Raw genomic sequence first — 14,900 nt, 5'->3', positions numbered from 1 at the left:
TAATTAAATTAGCCTCTAATGCGCCATTTGTTTCCACGGCATAGTGCGTAAAATGTCGGCAAATACCCCTGCCGCCGTTACCGTACCACCTGCACCATATCCTCTAATTACATAAGGAATTGGGCTGTAGTAGTCACTATTAATCGCCAGTGCATTCTCGCCGTCTTTCACCTGAGAAAGCGGATTGCTAGCAGGGACGGCCTGTACACTAACTTTGCACTTTCCATCTTCAATGCTGCCAATATAGCGAAGCACTTTGCCTTCCGCTTTAGCCGCCTCAACTTTATCATTCATCGCAGCATCTAACTCGGGTAGCTGCTGCATAAATTCGTCGATAGAACAGTTTTCTGCAAATCCCGAAGGCAGTACCGACTCAATCTCTATATCAGAAAGCTCAAGCTCTAAATCGGCTTCACGGGCCATAATAAGCAACTTACGAGCAACGTCCATACCGCTTAAATCGTCGCGAGGATCTGGCTCGGTAAAACCGTTATCTTTGGCCGTTTGTGTCGCTTGTGACAAGCTCATGCCCTCTTCAAGCTTACCGAATACGTAAGACAAGCTACCTGAAAGAATACCTTCAAAACGATGCAGCACATCACCTGCACTGAATAGTTTTTGTAGGTTGTCGATAACAGGAAGGCCCGCGCCCACTGTTGTCTCATACAAATATTGGCGATTCGTATTAAGTGCAGTCTTACGTAACTTGCGGTAATAAGACATAGCGCTGGTATTCGCCTTTTTGTTAGGCGTTACTACGTGGAAGCCGCTTTCCATCATATCAACGTATTGATTAGCGATGGCTTCATGGCTTGTACAATCAACAATGACTGGGTTGACCAAGCTGGTATCGTTTGCGAACTGATGCAAGCGCTCTACACTCAAGCCTTCACTTGCAGAGTCCAGGGCCGCTTTCCAATCGCTGCTTAAATCTATACCTTGGCTGTTCAACAGCAATTTACGGCTATTTGCTATACCGTAAACGCGCAGCTGAATATTACGTTTTAAAAGTGCTGGCTGTTGTTTTTCAATCTGACCTAGCAGTTCAGTGCCTACATTGCCACACCCTACTAGGAATACGTCTATGGTATGGCGGTCAGAGAAAAAATTCTGATGAATAACCTTAACCGCTTTCTTAGCACGCTTACTTTCGATTACTGTGGAAATTGAGCGTTCTGAAGAGCCCTGTGCGATAGCAACGTTGTTTACTCGTGCTTGAGCAAGCGAGTTGAAGAAACGCGCTGCCAACCCTTTTGTTTGACGCATACCGTCACCCACCAAAGTGACTATGGCCAGATCGTGACGTACTTCGATAGGGTCAAGCAATTGATTTTGCAGCTCTAGCGCGAAAGCATCTTCAAGTAGCGTTAATGCACGGCTGGCGTCTTTACTTTGAATACAAAAACTAATTGAGTATTCCGAAGATGACTGCGTAATAAGGCTAATTGAAATGTTGGCGTTCGACATAACCTCAAACACACGGCTCGCCATACCCACCATGCCTTTAAGGCCTGGCCCTGCTACGTTGAACATGGTGACGTTATCAAGCTGTGAAATACCTTTCACCGACGTCCACACTTCGCTTTTTTCATTACTGATTAGCGTACCAGGCGCTGCCGGGTTTAAGGTATTTCTAATTAAGCAAGGAATGTGGTGCTGAGCGATAGGCCCGATTGTTTTCGGGTGAAGCACCTTGGCACCGAAGTAAGACAGCTCCATCGCCTCTTGATAAGTAAGCTTGTCTAGCAGCACCGCGCCTTCCACTTGATTGGGGTCAGCGTTATACACACCGTCTACGTCTGTCCAAATTTCACAGCAGCTAGCGTCTATACACGCCGCTAAAATAGCCGCTGAATAGTCAGAGCCATTACGTCCTAGCGTTACTTTTTCGCCTGCTTCGTTAACAGCTACAAAGCCAGGCATAACCAAAAACTCACTGCCATCGGTAGGCACATCTGAAAAACGCGCTTTACTTAGCGATACGTCGGCAATACTGTCTAAGTAATCGCCCTCAGCAAGCACATATTTAACTGGGTCGATAACGCGGTTTGCAATGCCTTTAGCCGATAACATAGCGCTAAAGAGCGTAACCGAGATGTATTCGCCAATACTAAGAATACCAGCAGCAACATTATCTGGCGCAACGCCGAGCAGTTTAATGCCTTCAAGGTGCTGTTTTAATACTGATAAGTGACTATTGATAAATTCCACCACGCTTGCGTGTTCAAATCCGTCGAGTTCATCGTTCAGGTCGTTGGCAATGCCTGTGACCGTGTCATTCAACTTATCGAATAATGGCTGGAAATCTTCACCCGCGGCTGCTTGTTCACAAAGTAGTGAAAGCGCGTTCGTTACCCCCTTTGGGGCAGAGAGTACAACCGCAGCACCGTCGGTTTGGTGGGTTGCCGTGCTAATTTCCATAACGCGCATGTATCGCGGTGCATCGGCTAGAGAAGAACCCCCAAACTTTAAGACTTTCATATGCTGCTCCTTAAGGTTACGCATGCTAAAACGTGTGTAAAAAAAAGCCCGCTCTGTGTTAGGCGGGCTTTCGTTGTCTTTTGCTTACTTGCACTAGTCAGCGACCGCCCTTTTTAAGGTGGTAATTAACATAATGGTGGTGCGAGTAAGTAGAATCTTTTTCATACAAGCAATTTGCCGTATAGACGTCTATAAGTCAACCGCAGTTTTCACTACACTGTATTGCAAAATATGAAACACTCTTTAATTAATATTTCTTTTTGAGGTACAAATACAGTTTAAGCAGTTTCTAAATTGGCTTACTTGTACTTAAGTAGCCTTAAACAAGTACTTATTTCTACGATCATTTAAACCGAACTCATTCAGTGAAAGCCTTTGTTAGAGCAAGCTCGCCTTCAAAAATGGGGCTGTTGCACTTTGTTTAACCTTAGCAACCTCCTCTGGGCTACCTTCAGCTACTATTTCTCCCCCCTCGTCACCAGCGCCTGGTCCCATATCTATAATGTGATCGCAAGCCCTAGCTACCTGCATATTGTGCTCAACCATCACCACAGTATTTCCGGCTTCAACTAGCGTGGTTAAATGCTGCATAAGTAGCGAGGTGTCTGAAAGGTGTAAACCTGTTGTAGGTTCATCGAGCACGTAAAGGGTATTAGCATTTTGAGCGCGTTTAAGTTCTGATGCTAATTTAATACGCTGCGCCTCGCCGCCTGATAATTCGGTGGCACTTTGTCCAAGGGTTAGATAGCCAAGCCCTACATTCATTAGCGTTTGAAGCCCCCGCGTAATGACTTGATTACTCTTGAATATAGATAGTGCTTCTTCAACCGTAAGCGATAATACGTCAGCGATAGAGTGTTCGTTGTAACCAACTTCCAGTACGCTTTCGTTAAAACGGTGTCCGTTACAAACTGTACAGGGGGAATAAACACTCGGCATAAACAGTAGTTCTACCGATACCACACCCAAACCTTCACAATGTGGGCATCGTCCTTTTGCCACGTTGAAAGAAAAGTGACCCGCATCGTATCCTCGGGCTTTTGCTTCTTCGGTTGAAGCAAATAAACTTCTGACTTGGTCAAATATGCCTGTATAGGTTGCCAGTGTTGAACGGGGTGTTCTGCCGATAGGAGACTGATCTACCACAACTATACGACTTAACTCTTCAAGTCCGCTTTCAATAAAGCCTTGCTGCGGCTCACTTTCATGTGAAAAAGTGTCTTGAGCAAGGAGCGAATTGGCGTCAGTAAGCAGTTCTTTCGTTTTTCTCGTCTCTTTCGTTTCTTTCGCTCGCTTCCCTTCTTTCTCGACTGGACTTAAACCGTCTTTGACTAACTCAACTAATGCTTGGCTAATCAAACTCGACTTTCCAGAGCCGGAAACGCCAGTAACACAGGTCATCACGCCAAGTGGAATATTAATATCAACATGGCTGACGTTGTTTCTAGACACGTCTTTTAAACGCAATACCCCTGATGATTTGCGTTTTATACGCTGGCTTAGGGCTTTATTGTTAAAAACGTAGTCTGCCGTTGGGGAGCTTTTAATGCTTGCCAGTTCTTTAATCGGCCCACTATAAACCAGCTCACCTCCGTTCACTCCCGCTCGCGGCCCTACGTCTACAACCCAGTTAGCGCCTTTGATAACATAAGGATTGTGCTCGACAACAAGCAACGAATTTCCCGTTTCGGTTATATTGTGAAGCGCGCGAATAAGCCCTTCGACGTCGCGAGGGTGAAGACCTGATGACGGCTCATCCATCACGAAGACAACGCCAAATAAGTTTGATTTAAGCTGAGTTGCCAGCCGTATTCGCTGCAACTCGCCTACTGAGATACTTGTTGTACTTCTATCTAACGAAAGGTAATGAAGCCCAAGCGCTATAATCGGTTTCACTCTTTCAATAATGTCACCCGTAATATTGCGTATCACCTGAGCGCGCTCTGACGTATCGCCGTTGACTGAATTTCTTAATGCCTGAAGCTTTTCGTAAACTTGCTGCAGTGGCAGCCTAGAAAAATCAATAATATCTAAGTCATCAATTTTTACTGCCAGTGCATTTTGCTTAAGCTTTTTACCGTGACAAACCGGACATACTTCAACAGATATGAAAGGAGCAATTCGCTGCTTCATTTTCTCTTTTTGAGACGTTTTGAAGGTATCGAGCACATGACGTCTCGCGCTGATAAACTTGCCGTTATAGCTGGCAGGTTCACCTTCTTGTTGTGCTTTACGGGTTTGCGCTAGATTGTAATTTCGATAGACGGGCACCTGTGGCATTTCGTCGGTATATAAGATCCAGTCGCGCGTTTTTTGAGGCAGTTCTCGCCATGGAATATCAACATCAATATCAAGCGATAACAGCACCCTTACTAGGTTTTTGCCCTGCCACGCACCTGGCCAAGCTGCCACAGCGCCCTCGCGTATGGTGAGGCTATCGTCGGGTACAAGGCGATGAGCTTGTGTGTCAAAAACTTTTCCAATACCGTCACAGTGTTCACATGCACCTTCAGGCGTATTAGGAGAAAACCCGTCTGCGTAGACAATATTCTGCTCTTCGGGATAGTCGCCTGCACGCGAATAAAGCATTCGCAGACTATTAGAAAGCGTGGTGATACTGCCAACGTAAGAACGAACGGAAGGTGCGCCACGGCGCTGATGCAGGCCCACAGCAGGCGGTAATCCCTCAATCGCGTCTACGTCAGGTTTCTCCACCTGCTCAATTAGCCGCCTTGCATAAGGTGATATTGAATCTAAATACCGATGCTGAGCTTCGGCATAAAGCGTACCGAAAGCCAAAGAAGATTTTCCTGAACCAGATACACCGGTGAACACCACCACTTCATTTCGCGGTATATCGATACAAATATTCTTTAAGTTGTGTACACGGGCACCGCGTACGTGAATTTTTCCCTCATCATTGTGCACTTCATCACCTGCATGTCACCTTAATTAAAGAATACTTAGATAAAGGCGCTCTATTTCGATCATTATTTTTAAAACAGGCACTTTAGCTATCTGAGACAAGATGTTGAGCTAAAAAGTCCACCAGCAACCTAATTTTGGGTGCAACATTTCGGTTCGAAGGAAATACAGCCCAAATAGCTTCTTGCTTATCTTTATACTCGGGGAACAGCTCTATTAGCTGACCTGAGGCTAGTGCTTTACGCACGTAAAACCCGGGCAGTTGTGCAATACCTAAACCAGCAATCGCGGCGCTACATAGTGCATTACCACTGTTATACCGAACCCTTCCCTGTACTGGAATTGATTGAATTTTATTATCAATAAGTAAACGCCAATATGGCTGTGACCCCACCAGCAGCGAGTGCGCTTTTAACTCTTCAATACTTTTAGGCTGTCCTTTATCTTTGAAATATTCCCTACTTCCGCATACAAACAAGTGACGAGTAGCCAGCTTTTTGGCAACCAGCGTCGAGTCTTCTAGTTTGCCAATACGGATGGCCAGGTCGAGGCCTTGCTCGACAATATCGAGCTTTTCGTTTGAGAAGGTGCACTGTACGCTAATGCCAGAATACTTTTGCATAAAGGTATTGAGCAGAGGCGCAATAAATGCTTCGCCAAAGGCGACTGGTGCGGTGAGCTTAATTAACCCTTGCGGCGATGCTTGAAGCGCGCTTACGGATAGCTGGGCATCTTCAAGCACTTTTAACGCGGGTAAAACTTGCTGAAAATACTGGGAACCTGCTTCAGTAAGTGAAACACTTCGCGTAGTACGCTGCAATAATTTAACGCCTAACTGCTTTTCTAACGATGCGACTTTACGGCTTATTTGCGCCACTGAAGTATCTAGCTTATTTGCAGCCCCTGTAAAATTTCCTACGTCTGCTACTGCACAAAACTCAGCTATTCCCTCTAGATATTTCATTATTCTCACCCGTTAATTGAGCGTTACTCAATGTAGTACTCTTTTCTATCCACCAATTCTATTCGTCAAGCGCAATTATTACAAATTTGCAAAAGTCATTTACTGAAAATGTATTTATCATTAGTAATCCGTCTCCTATACTTTGGCCTATAAAACATCATCCTATATTTATGATTAAGGAGTCATCACATGACATCGTTTAAAGATTCGTTGCAAGAAGGTCAAACCCACATCAAGTCGAAAGCTGCGGTGGCTTGGGGCCCAGGTGAGCCGTTAAAGATGGAAGAAGTTGACGTAGAGCTTCCTAAGAAAGGCGAGGTACTTGTACGCATCGTTGCAACTGGTGTATGCCACACTGACGCATTTACGCTGTCCGGTGATGATCCTGAAGGCGTATTCCCTTCAATTCTTGGCCACGAAGGTGGTGGTATTGTTGAAATGGTGGGCGAAGGCGTTACTAGTGTAGAAGTTGGCGACCACGTTATCCCTCTTTATACCGCCGAGTGTGGCGAATGTAAGTTCTGTAAATCAGGTAAGACTAACCTTTGCCAAGCAGTGCGCGAGACGCAAGGTAAAGGCCTAATGCCAGATGGCACAAGTCGCTTTTCTAAAGATGGCGAGCCAATTTATCACTATATGGGCTGCTCAACGTTTTCTGAGTACACAGTTCTACCTGAAATATCGCTAGCGAAAGTAAACAAAAATGCGCCGCTAGACGAGGTTTGCTTGCTTGGTTGTGGTGTCACTACGGGTATGGGCGCTGTACTTAAAACTGCAAAAGTACAGGAAGGCGACACGGTTGCTATTTTTGGCCTAGGTGGAATTGGTCTATCAGCCATCATTGGTGCGCGCATGGCGGGGGCCGGTCGCATTATTGGTATTGATATTAACGAAAGCAAATTTGACCTAGCGAAACAGCTTGGCGCAACTGACCTAGTCAATCCTAAGAATTTCGACAAGCCTATTCAGGAAGTGATTGTTGAAATGACTGACGGCGGCGTTGACTACTCATTTGAATGTATTGGCAACGTGAACGTTATGCGCTCTGCGCTTGAATGCTGCCACAAAGGTTGGGGTGAATCTGTGATCATCGGTGTTGCAGGCGCAGGACAAGAAATTTCAACGCGTCCATTCCAGTTAGTGACAGGTCGTGTATGGCGCGGTTCTGCTTTTGGTGGTGTTAAAGGTCGCTCAGAACTGCCAGGTATTGTTGAACAATACCTAAACGGTGATTTTGGCCTCCAAGAGTTTATCACTCATACTATGGGCCTTGATGAAATAAACGAAGCGTTTGATTTAATGCATAAAGGCGAAAGCATCCGCTCTGTTGTGCATATGGATAAATAAGCGTTAGAACCAAAGCGCAGATATTTTTGCATACAAAACAAAGGCCCGCATAATTGCGGGCCTTTTCGTAATTACTTCATATGTGAATTTACTTGGCTCTCTTGCGTCTTATCAGCGCCAAAGCCGATAGAGGTAGCAATATTGCCAAGCTTGCCGGTTCAGAAACAGAAACACTCGATACGCTTGCTGCAAAGCTAGGCGCTGCAGTTACCACAATATCGTCAACAAAGTTGCCATAGGTTCCTGTATTAATGGTAGAGAAACGAATGGTAGTTAGAGCAGTTTGTGCAACAAAATCACCGTAGAACTCAGACCAGCTTTTAATGGCATGATCGTCAAACACCTGACTGTATAAAACGCTATTGGTATCACTGAGTATGTCTAACTGGAAACTTTCTCCACTGCGTCGTGCTGCATAGGCAAATGACACATCGTAAGTATTTCCGGCCTCAGTAGAAAAAGTCTGAAAAATAGAATATCGACCGCCGTTTCCATTAGCATTTAGTTCAGCGTATTGGCTACCATCAAAAGCGTTTAAACGTTGAAAGTTATCCCATAACTCCATATTCGTGCCGCTCCAACCCTCTACGGTTCCAGCGGTAAAGGCTTTCCAGCTGTTACTTCTGATATCGTTATTTTCAAAACTACCATTTAATATCAAGTTAGCATGAGCGGACGTACTCACACCTAAAACTAAAAATAGAACTGTTAACCACTTGCTCATGTACTTCTCCAAAACCACGCGCGATTCTATAAGTATATTTTATCAAGTGGTCCAACCTGTGTATCTTATTCTTTAGCATGTCGTATAAAAGTATAACTAAATAACTCGGTGCTCTAATGCTTTGAGCACGGCCCTTGTTCTATCTCTCACGTCAGTATTTGATCTTCAACTGAAATAAGGCACCTTCTTTAAAGTCTAAGGCGGTAAAAAGCTGAGGGCTTAATCCAAAATATAACGGCAGTTATCTATGCTAGTGTTTTGGTCTTGTCGACCTTTACTTAAAATCAAAGGTCAACTAGCCCTAATTACAAAAGGGTGGCTTTACCGTTTGGACAACACGCAATCAAGTGTGTAACGTAAGACGTGGCAACATTGCCACCTTTAAACAGTGTCAACATTGAGCGCTAAATTATGAAAAAGCCCCAGCCAGCAGTAGATACAAGAATGAAAAAGTCACTATCGTTTAAAAAGCCTACATTTAGTTTTACTGTTACCGCTGCTTGTATCGGTCTAGGGCTAGGTTTAAGTGCACCTGTGAACGCTCACGCTACAGCATCGAAAACAAGTGCCGACACGCAGGTTGAGACCACACCTACCCTTTCAACGCTCACTAACTACCAAAAAAACGCGCCCTTTATGCATTCTTCAGGCTTGCCTGATGCCTCTCATCTTTCTTTGCTAAAAGAGGAAGGGGTGACACACGTTATAGATTTGATCCCTGGAAATCGAGCGAGTGAGATTTTAACGACCTCAGAATTAGGACTCGACTACTTTAATGTGCCCGTAGATTGGGAAGGCCCAACGCTCGCTAACTTTTTAAATTACGCGGCATTTATGCAAAGCGTAGATGTTAAGGAAGACAAGGTACTCACCCACTGTAAACTGAATTGGCGGGGTGCTGCTTTTACCTATCTTTATAGAATTAACGTACTGGGCGAAAGTGAACAAAATGCTAAAAAAGACCTTATGGCTATTTGGCACCCGAACCCGACATGGTACGCCTTTATGAACGAAGTTATCACTCACTACAATGGGGTAAACGGCAAACAAGTAGCGATGTCGTTTGAGGCCGCCGTTCCTGAAAGCCAATAAATTTAACCGCTTCCTTAGTTAGCTTTTAAACCACTTCATTCCTTTTACATATATATGAAATTTCAGATTCGTTGTTGACACATACGGAATTTCATATACGATACATCACATACGAAATTTCATATGTGATAATTTTATGTCGAATTGTTGTGAACCTGCGCAGATAGCGCCCTTAACATTTTTCAAATGCCTGTCGGAAGACACTCGCTTAAAGACGCTACTAATGCTTAGCGTAAAAGGCGAGTTATGCGTGTGCGATCTCACCGATGCGCTTCAACTAAGCCAGCCAAAAATTTCACGTCATCTTGCAGATTTACGAAAATGCGGTTTAGTGCTCGATACCCGTAAGGGCAAATGGGTGTATTACCAACTTCATCCTGACTTGCCTGCTTGGGCGCTAGACGTTATCAAAAACACTGCGTCGAATAATAGTGCATACATCGAAGAGCCATTAGCGAACTTGCTCTGCGAGAATTGCTAACGCTCACATACTTTGATGTACATCACGAAGGTGATTGCCCTTAGCACATTGCAAGCGGCTTACTTTTTAACTTTTTCAACTTTTTGATAGCTAACTAAAGTAGCTTCAGCCATTTAAATAAGGTTTTTATATGAAGATTTTATACATTTGTACGCACAACCGTTGCCGCAGTATTCTTTGCGAGGCCATCACTAATGCCTCTAACGGTAATGTAGAAGCGCGCAGCGCGGGCAGTCAGCCTGTCGGTGAAGTTCACCCTCTCTCTCTTAAATACCTTGCAGAGCGCGGATTTGAGACCAACGGGCTTCAAAGCCAATCGTGGGATGAATTTGAAGATTATGACGCTGACCTCGTTGTAACCGTTTGTGATTCAGCTGCGGGTGAGTCATGCCCCGTTTATTTCGGCAAATCGCTTAAGGTGCACTGGGGCTTAGAAGACCCGTCTAAGTTAGAAGGTAGCGAACAGGAAAAAGCTGAAGCATTCAACAACACCATCAATATTATTGAAAAGCGTGTAGCGGCATTAGCAGAGCTTGCTGAGAAAAACTTAGATAAAGCAGCGCTTAAAGAGGCGCTATCAAAATTAGGCGCCCAGTAAAGAGTAAAGGTAGATCAATGGAACAGAAAACATCAACAGCTGAAAGCCCCTCTGATAACGCAGTAATGGAGCAAATGCACAAGCCGATTATGGCTAACTTTGCATCAAGGTTTTCAGACCACAAGCCGCGCATTTTGTTACTTTACGGCTCGCTTAGAGAACGTTCTTACAGCCGCCTAGTTATAGAAGAGTCAGCGCGCTTGCTTGAATACTTTGGCGCAGAAGCCAAAATTTTTGACCCTCGCGGTTTGCCGCAGCCAGATACTGAAGATGATTCACATCCGAAAGTTAAGGAGCTACGCGAGCTTATGATGTGGTCTGAAGGTCAAATTTGGTGTTCACCTGAGCGTCACGGCAGCATGACCGGAATCATGAAAAGCATGATCGACTGGGTACCGCTTAGCCTTGGTGGCGTGCGCCCTACTCAAGGGAAAACGCTGGCCATTATGCAGGTATCAGGCGGTTCACAATCGTTCAATGCGGTGAACCAAATGCGCATTTTAGGCCGCTGGATGCGCATGTTAACCATCCCTAACCAGTCTTCTGTGGCAAAAGCGTTTTTAGAATTTGAAGACAATGGACGCATGAAACCGTCACCTTACTACAACCGAATAGTAGATGTAGTGGAAGAATTGGTGAAATTTACTTTGCTTACCCGCGACAACAAAGACTTTCTTGTTGATCGCTATTCCGAGCGCGTTGAAAGCGCAGAGGAAGTGAGTAAGCGTGTTAATCAAAAATCGCTGTAAAATTAAGACAAAGGTGAGTAGAAATGGGGTTCTTTGAACGTTATTTATCAGTGTGGGTTGGCCTTTGTATTATTGCCGGGGTCGGCCTAGGCTATGCCTTGCCTGGCCTATTTGAGTCTATTGCTGCACTTGAATATGCACACGTAAATCTTGTAGTGGCAGTACTTATTTGGCTAATGATTTACCCAATGATGGTGCAAATAGACTTTGGCTCTATTAAAGATGTGGGTAAAAAGCCAAAAGGCCTGGTGCTAACGCTTGTGGTTAACTGGCTGATAAAGCCTTTCACTATGGCGCTATTAGGCTGGCTATTCTTTAAAGGTATTTTTGCCGACTGGGTAGACCCGCAAACTGCCACAGAATACATTGCAGGTATGATCTTACTTGGTGTTGCTCCTTGTACTGCCATGGTTTTTGTATGGAGCCACCTTACCAAAGGAGATGCTAACTACACTCTAGTTCAGGTATCAATTAACGACCTTATTATGGTCGTTGCCTTTGCACCGCTTACCGCCATGCTGTTGGGTGTAACAGATATCACGGTTCCTTGGGACACCCTGCTACTGTCTGTAGCGCTCTATGTAGTATTGCCGCTGGTAGCGGGTTATATCACGCGCCGCCACTTGGAAAACAAAAACAAGATAACGCAGAAAACAGGTTCAGGAAATAACGCGGTCGACGCGCTAGTAAGTAAATTTAAGCCGTTTTCAGTAATTGGGTTACTGCTGACAATAGTTATTTTGTTTGGCCTTCAAGCAGAAACGATATTATCGCAGCCCCAAGATATCGTGCTTATTGCGATACCCCTGCTTATACAAACTTACGGTATTTTTGCTATTGCCTACTTTGCCGCAAAGCGCATGAAACTGCCGCACAATGTAGCTGCACCAGCATGTATGATAGGTACGTCTAACTTCTTCGAGTTGGCGGTAGCCGTAGCCATTTCACTATTTGGTTTACACAGCGGCGCAGCGCTTGCCACCGTCGTTGGCGTACTAGTTGAAGTGCCCGTTATGCTTTCGCTAGTGTGGTTTGCAAACAAAACGCGCCATTGGTTTGACTAAGCAGTGTTATCCCAGTCTGCAGCGGTGACATCGCGGAAATAAAAAAGGGCGAGCCCATGGCTCGCCCTTCTCATCTTTTAAATTCTTAAACCGCAATTGGCGCTTTATAAGTATCGGGAAGAATGAAACCAAAGCGTTGTAGAACCGCCGTAAGTTCGTTTCGCTTAATTGGCTTTTCAATAAAACCTAATGCGCCCAAAGACATCACTTTCTCTTGCATCAATGGCTGAATATCACCTGAAATAACAATGACAAAAGTCTCAAGTTTACGGCGTTTAATTTCGCTCAAAACGCTGAGCCCGCCCAGCACAGGCATTGTTAAATCTAGTAATACAAGGTCAATAGTATGATGGGCTAATACTTCTAGAGCGTCCATACCATTTGACACTTCATAAATAGCTTCAGCGAACCCACCAGGCAAGTTACTTCTAGCCATTTTCCGTGCAAGCGCTGAATCGTCACAAATCAGAATATTAAAACCCATTAACTACAATCTTATAATTGGTTACTAATCCACCGTTAGAATACATTAAACGAAAGTATAAGAAAATAATAAAAACATCGAATTATTGGCTACTTACTCGATAACGACACCAAACTCTCCTCTCCTATTAGCATGTTTTGTGGTAGATATAAGGCGTAACAAAAAAGGAAAACATCCCTATGCAAGAGTTAGCTGCGACCCAAGACAAAAACTTGGTCAGAAAAGTTGCCTATCAGATTTTGTCTCATTTTGATAAGAGTTACCGATGGTTCACCCGAATTACACGGGGCGCTCAAGAAAGATTTGAAAAGGGTAATTGGAAAGAAACACAGCTAGCCTCTAAAGAGCGCATTACTATTTATGAACAAAGCCTGTCAGATGCGGTTGCCGAAATTTATCAGCTTACTCAGGTCCACCAAAAAGATGATGCTTTTTGGCAAGAGCTCAAAAAGGTGTTTGCGCTACAGCTTGAAGGGCACCCGCAGTTTGAGTTAGCTGAAACCTTTTATAACTCAGTGATTGGTCGACTGTTTAAGCACAGAAAAATAGACAACGACATGATGTTTGTTCTGCCTAGCCGTTGCTTTTTGCCGGGGCAAGACAGAGACAAAGTAGTCAACAGCTTTGACACCACCACTACCGTACGTGAAATGTACGAGTCGATATTCAAAATTTATCGATACAATATTCCGTTTGAAAACTTTGAACGCGACTTACAAAACCTTGAGACGGCCCTACGCGCACGATTAAACAAAGAACAACTAGCCAGTGTACAAGCCGTTGAGATCCTTAAGCCTACTTTTTTTCGTGGTAAAGCGGCTTATTTGATTGGTCGCATTTGTATGCCCGATGAAACCCTGCCGTTTGTCATCGCCATGCGAAGATACAACGAGCCACATATGTTCGTTGATGCCCTTCTGACCGACCGCAAAGACCTAAGCGTCATTTTTGGTTTTGCTCGTAGCTATTTTATGGCCGACACGCAAAACCCGGCCGAGGTTGCCGCTTTTCTACAAGAGTTATTGCCGAATAAAAAACACTTCGAATTATATATGTCGATGGGGCATTACAAACACGGCAAAACGGTTTTCTATCGCAACTTTTTGGCACACATGGACGAGACTGATGACAAGTTCGAAGCTGCGCCGGGAATTCGCGGCTTAGTGATGATGGTTTTCCATCTGCCCTCTTATGGCGTTGTTTTTAAAATTATTAAAGATGAATTTGCAGAAAGTAAGAAAATCACTCGTGACCACGTTAAGGAATGCTACAAGCTAGTAAAAATGTCAGACCGTGTGGGACGAATGGCTGACACCCATGAATACGTTAATTTTAGGTTCCCGTTAAATAGGATTGAGCCTGAGCTTATTAGAGAACTAAAAGAAACATGTGCATCGAGTTTAGAATTTACTGAGACAGAACTTATCATCAAGCACATGTACATTGAGCGGAAAATGACGCCGCTAAATATATATCTTCAAGAAGAAACCGACGATGAAAAAATAACGCGTGCGCTCGATGAGCTTGGCTTATGTATTAAACAAATTGCTATGGCAAACATATTTCCTGGCGACATGCTACACAAAAACTTCGGCATTACCCGTCATGGTCGCGTGATCTTCTACGACTATGATGAAATTTGCTTAATGAACGAGCGTAACTTCAGGGAGTTGCCCAAATCTGATGACCCCTATGCCATTGATACACTTTCAGTAGCGCCTAACGACGTATTCCCCGAACAATTCGAGCACTTCATCGTTGGTAAGCGAAAGTTCAAAGATATACTTAAGTCATTGCACGGCGACTTGATGACACCTGAGTACTGGCATGGCGTACAAAAGAAGTGTGCCCGTGGGGACGTGCAGCACTTTACCCCTTATAACCCGAGCATGCGCTTTGACAAAGGTAAATAGACTGGATACGTGAATAAAAAGCATCCTCCCTATCACCTTAAACTAACGTTCAAAGGGATATAGCGCTCTATAAATAAG

At 44.4% G+C, this 14,900-nt stretch carries 12 protein-coding genes; 7 read left to right on the top strand and 5 right to left on the bottom strand.

Features of this window, described 5'->3' with window-relative positions:
• Nucleotides 1-15 precede the first annotated feature (15 nt).
• From thrA to ACXAGK_RS06130, 3 genes are all read right to left on the bottom strand, one after another.
• Nucleotides 16-2,481, bottom strand: coding sequence for a bifunctional aspartate kinase/homoserine dehydrogenase I (thrA, locus tag ACXAGK_RS06140; RefSeq protein ID WP_474805299.1), 2,466 nt, complete (start codon nucleotides 2,479-2,481; stop codon nucleotides 16-18).
• Between the two features lie 378 nt (nucleotides 2,482-2,859).
• Nucleotides 2,860-5,409 (bottom strand): excinuclease ABC subunit UvrA, encoded by a 2,550-nt coding sequence (locus ACXAGK_RS06135; protein ID WP_474854895.1) that lies wholly within the window; start codon nucleotides 5,407-5,409, stop codon nucleotides 2,860-2,862.
• Between the two features lie 82 nt (nucleotides 5,410-5,491).
• Nucleotides 5,492-6,370 (bottom strand): LysR substrate-binding domain-containing protein, encoded by an 879-nt coding sequence (locus tag ACXAGK_RS06130; RefSeq protein ID WP_474854893.1) that lies wholly within the window; start codon nucleotides 6,368-6,370, stop codon nucleotides 5,492-5,494.
• Between the two features lie 189 nt (nucleotides 6,371-6,559).
• On the opposite strand from ACXAGK_RS06130, the gene ACXAGK_RS06125 reads away from it, so the two are divergent.
• Nucleotides 6,560-7,717: an S-(hydroxymethyl)glutathione dehydrogenase/class III alcohol dehydrogenase gene (locus tag ACXAGK_RS06125; protein ID WP_474854891.1), complete on the top strand. Its 1,158-nt coding sequence runs from the start codon at nucleotides 6,560-6,562 to the stop codon at nucleotides 7,715-7,717.
• A gap of 88 nt (nucleotides 7,718-7,805) precedes the next feature.
• Here the strand turns inward: ACXAGK_RS06125 and ACXAGK_RS06120 are convergent, their stop codons facing one another.
• The gene (locus ACXAGK_RS06120) at nucleotides 7,806-8,441 is read right to left on the bottom strand and encodes a carbohydrate binding domain-containing protein (RefSeq protein WP_474854889.1); all 636 of its coding nucleotides are present in this window, start codon (nucleotides 8,439-8,441) and stop codon (nucleotides 7,806-7,808) included.
• 411 nt (nucleotides 8,442-8,852) lie between these two features.
• On the opposite strand from ACXAGK_RS06120, the gene ACXAGK_RS06115 reads away from it, so the two are divergent.
• From ACXAGK_RS06115 to arsB, 5 genes are all read left to right on the top strand, one after another.
• Nucleotides 8,853-9,533: a protein-tyrosine phosphatase family protein gene (locus ACXAGK_RS06115; protein WP_474854887.1), complete on the top strand. Its 681-nt coding sequence runs from the start codon at nucleotides 8,853-8,855 to the stop codon at nucleotides 9,531-9,533.
• 136 nt (nucleotides 9,534-9,669) lie between these two features.
• On the top strand, nucleotides 9,670-10,014 hold the full coding sequence (locus tag ACXAGK_RS06110; RefSeq protein WP_474854885.1) for a metalloregulator ArsR/SmtB family transcription factor: 345 nt from the start codon (nucleotides 9,670-9,672) through the stop codon (nucleotides 10,012-10,014).
• Between the two features lie 130 nt (nucleotides 10,015-10,144).
• Nucleotides 10,145-10,612, top strand: coding sequence for an arsenate reductase ArsC (locus ACXAGK_RS06105; protein ID WP_474805292.1), 468 nt, complete (start codon nucleotides 10,145-10,147; stop codon nucleotides 10,610-10,612).
• 74 nt (nucleotides 10,613-10,686) lie between these two features.
• A complete protein-coding gene (arsH, locus tag ACXAGK_RS06100; RefSeq protein ID WP_474855593.1) occupies nucleotides 10,687-11,361 on the top strand; it encodes an arsenical resistance protein ArsH in 675 nt (224 codons plus the stop codon).
• Between the two features lie 23 nt (nucleotides 11,362-11,384).
• Entirely contained in the window at nucleotides 11,385-12,425 is a 1,041-nt protein-coding gene (gene arsB, locus ACXAGK_RS06095) for an ACR3 family arsenite efflux transporter (RefSeq protein WP_474854883.1), read from the top strand.
• A gap of 85 nt (nucleotides 12,426-12,510) precedes the next feature.
• Here arsB and ACXAGK_RS06090 read toward each other — a convergent pair whose 3' ends face one another.
• Nucleotides 12,511-12,909, bottom strand: coding sequence for a response regulator (locus ACXAGK_RS06090; protein WP_474805290.1), 399 nt, complete (start codon nucleotides 12,907-12,909; stop codon nucleotides 12,511-12,513).
• Nucleotides 12,910-13,088: 179 nt separating this feature from the next.
• Between ACXAGK_RS06090 and aceK the strand changes: the two genes are divergently transcribed.
• Nucleotides 13,089-14,822 (top strand): bifunctional isocitrate dehydrogenase kinase/phosphatase, encoded by a 1,734-nt coding sequence (aceK, locus tag ACXAGK_RS06085; protein WP_474854881.1) that lies wholly within the window; start codon nucleotides 13,089-13,091, stop codon nucleotides 14,820-14,822.
• The last annotated feature ends 78 nt before the right edge of the window (nucleotides 14,823-14,900 follow it).

This window comes from Alteromonas sp. ABM1_013 (genome assembly GCF_056160505.1).
This window is presented reverse-complemented; position numbering and strand designations above follow the sequence as displayed.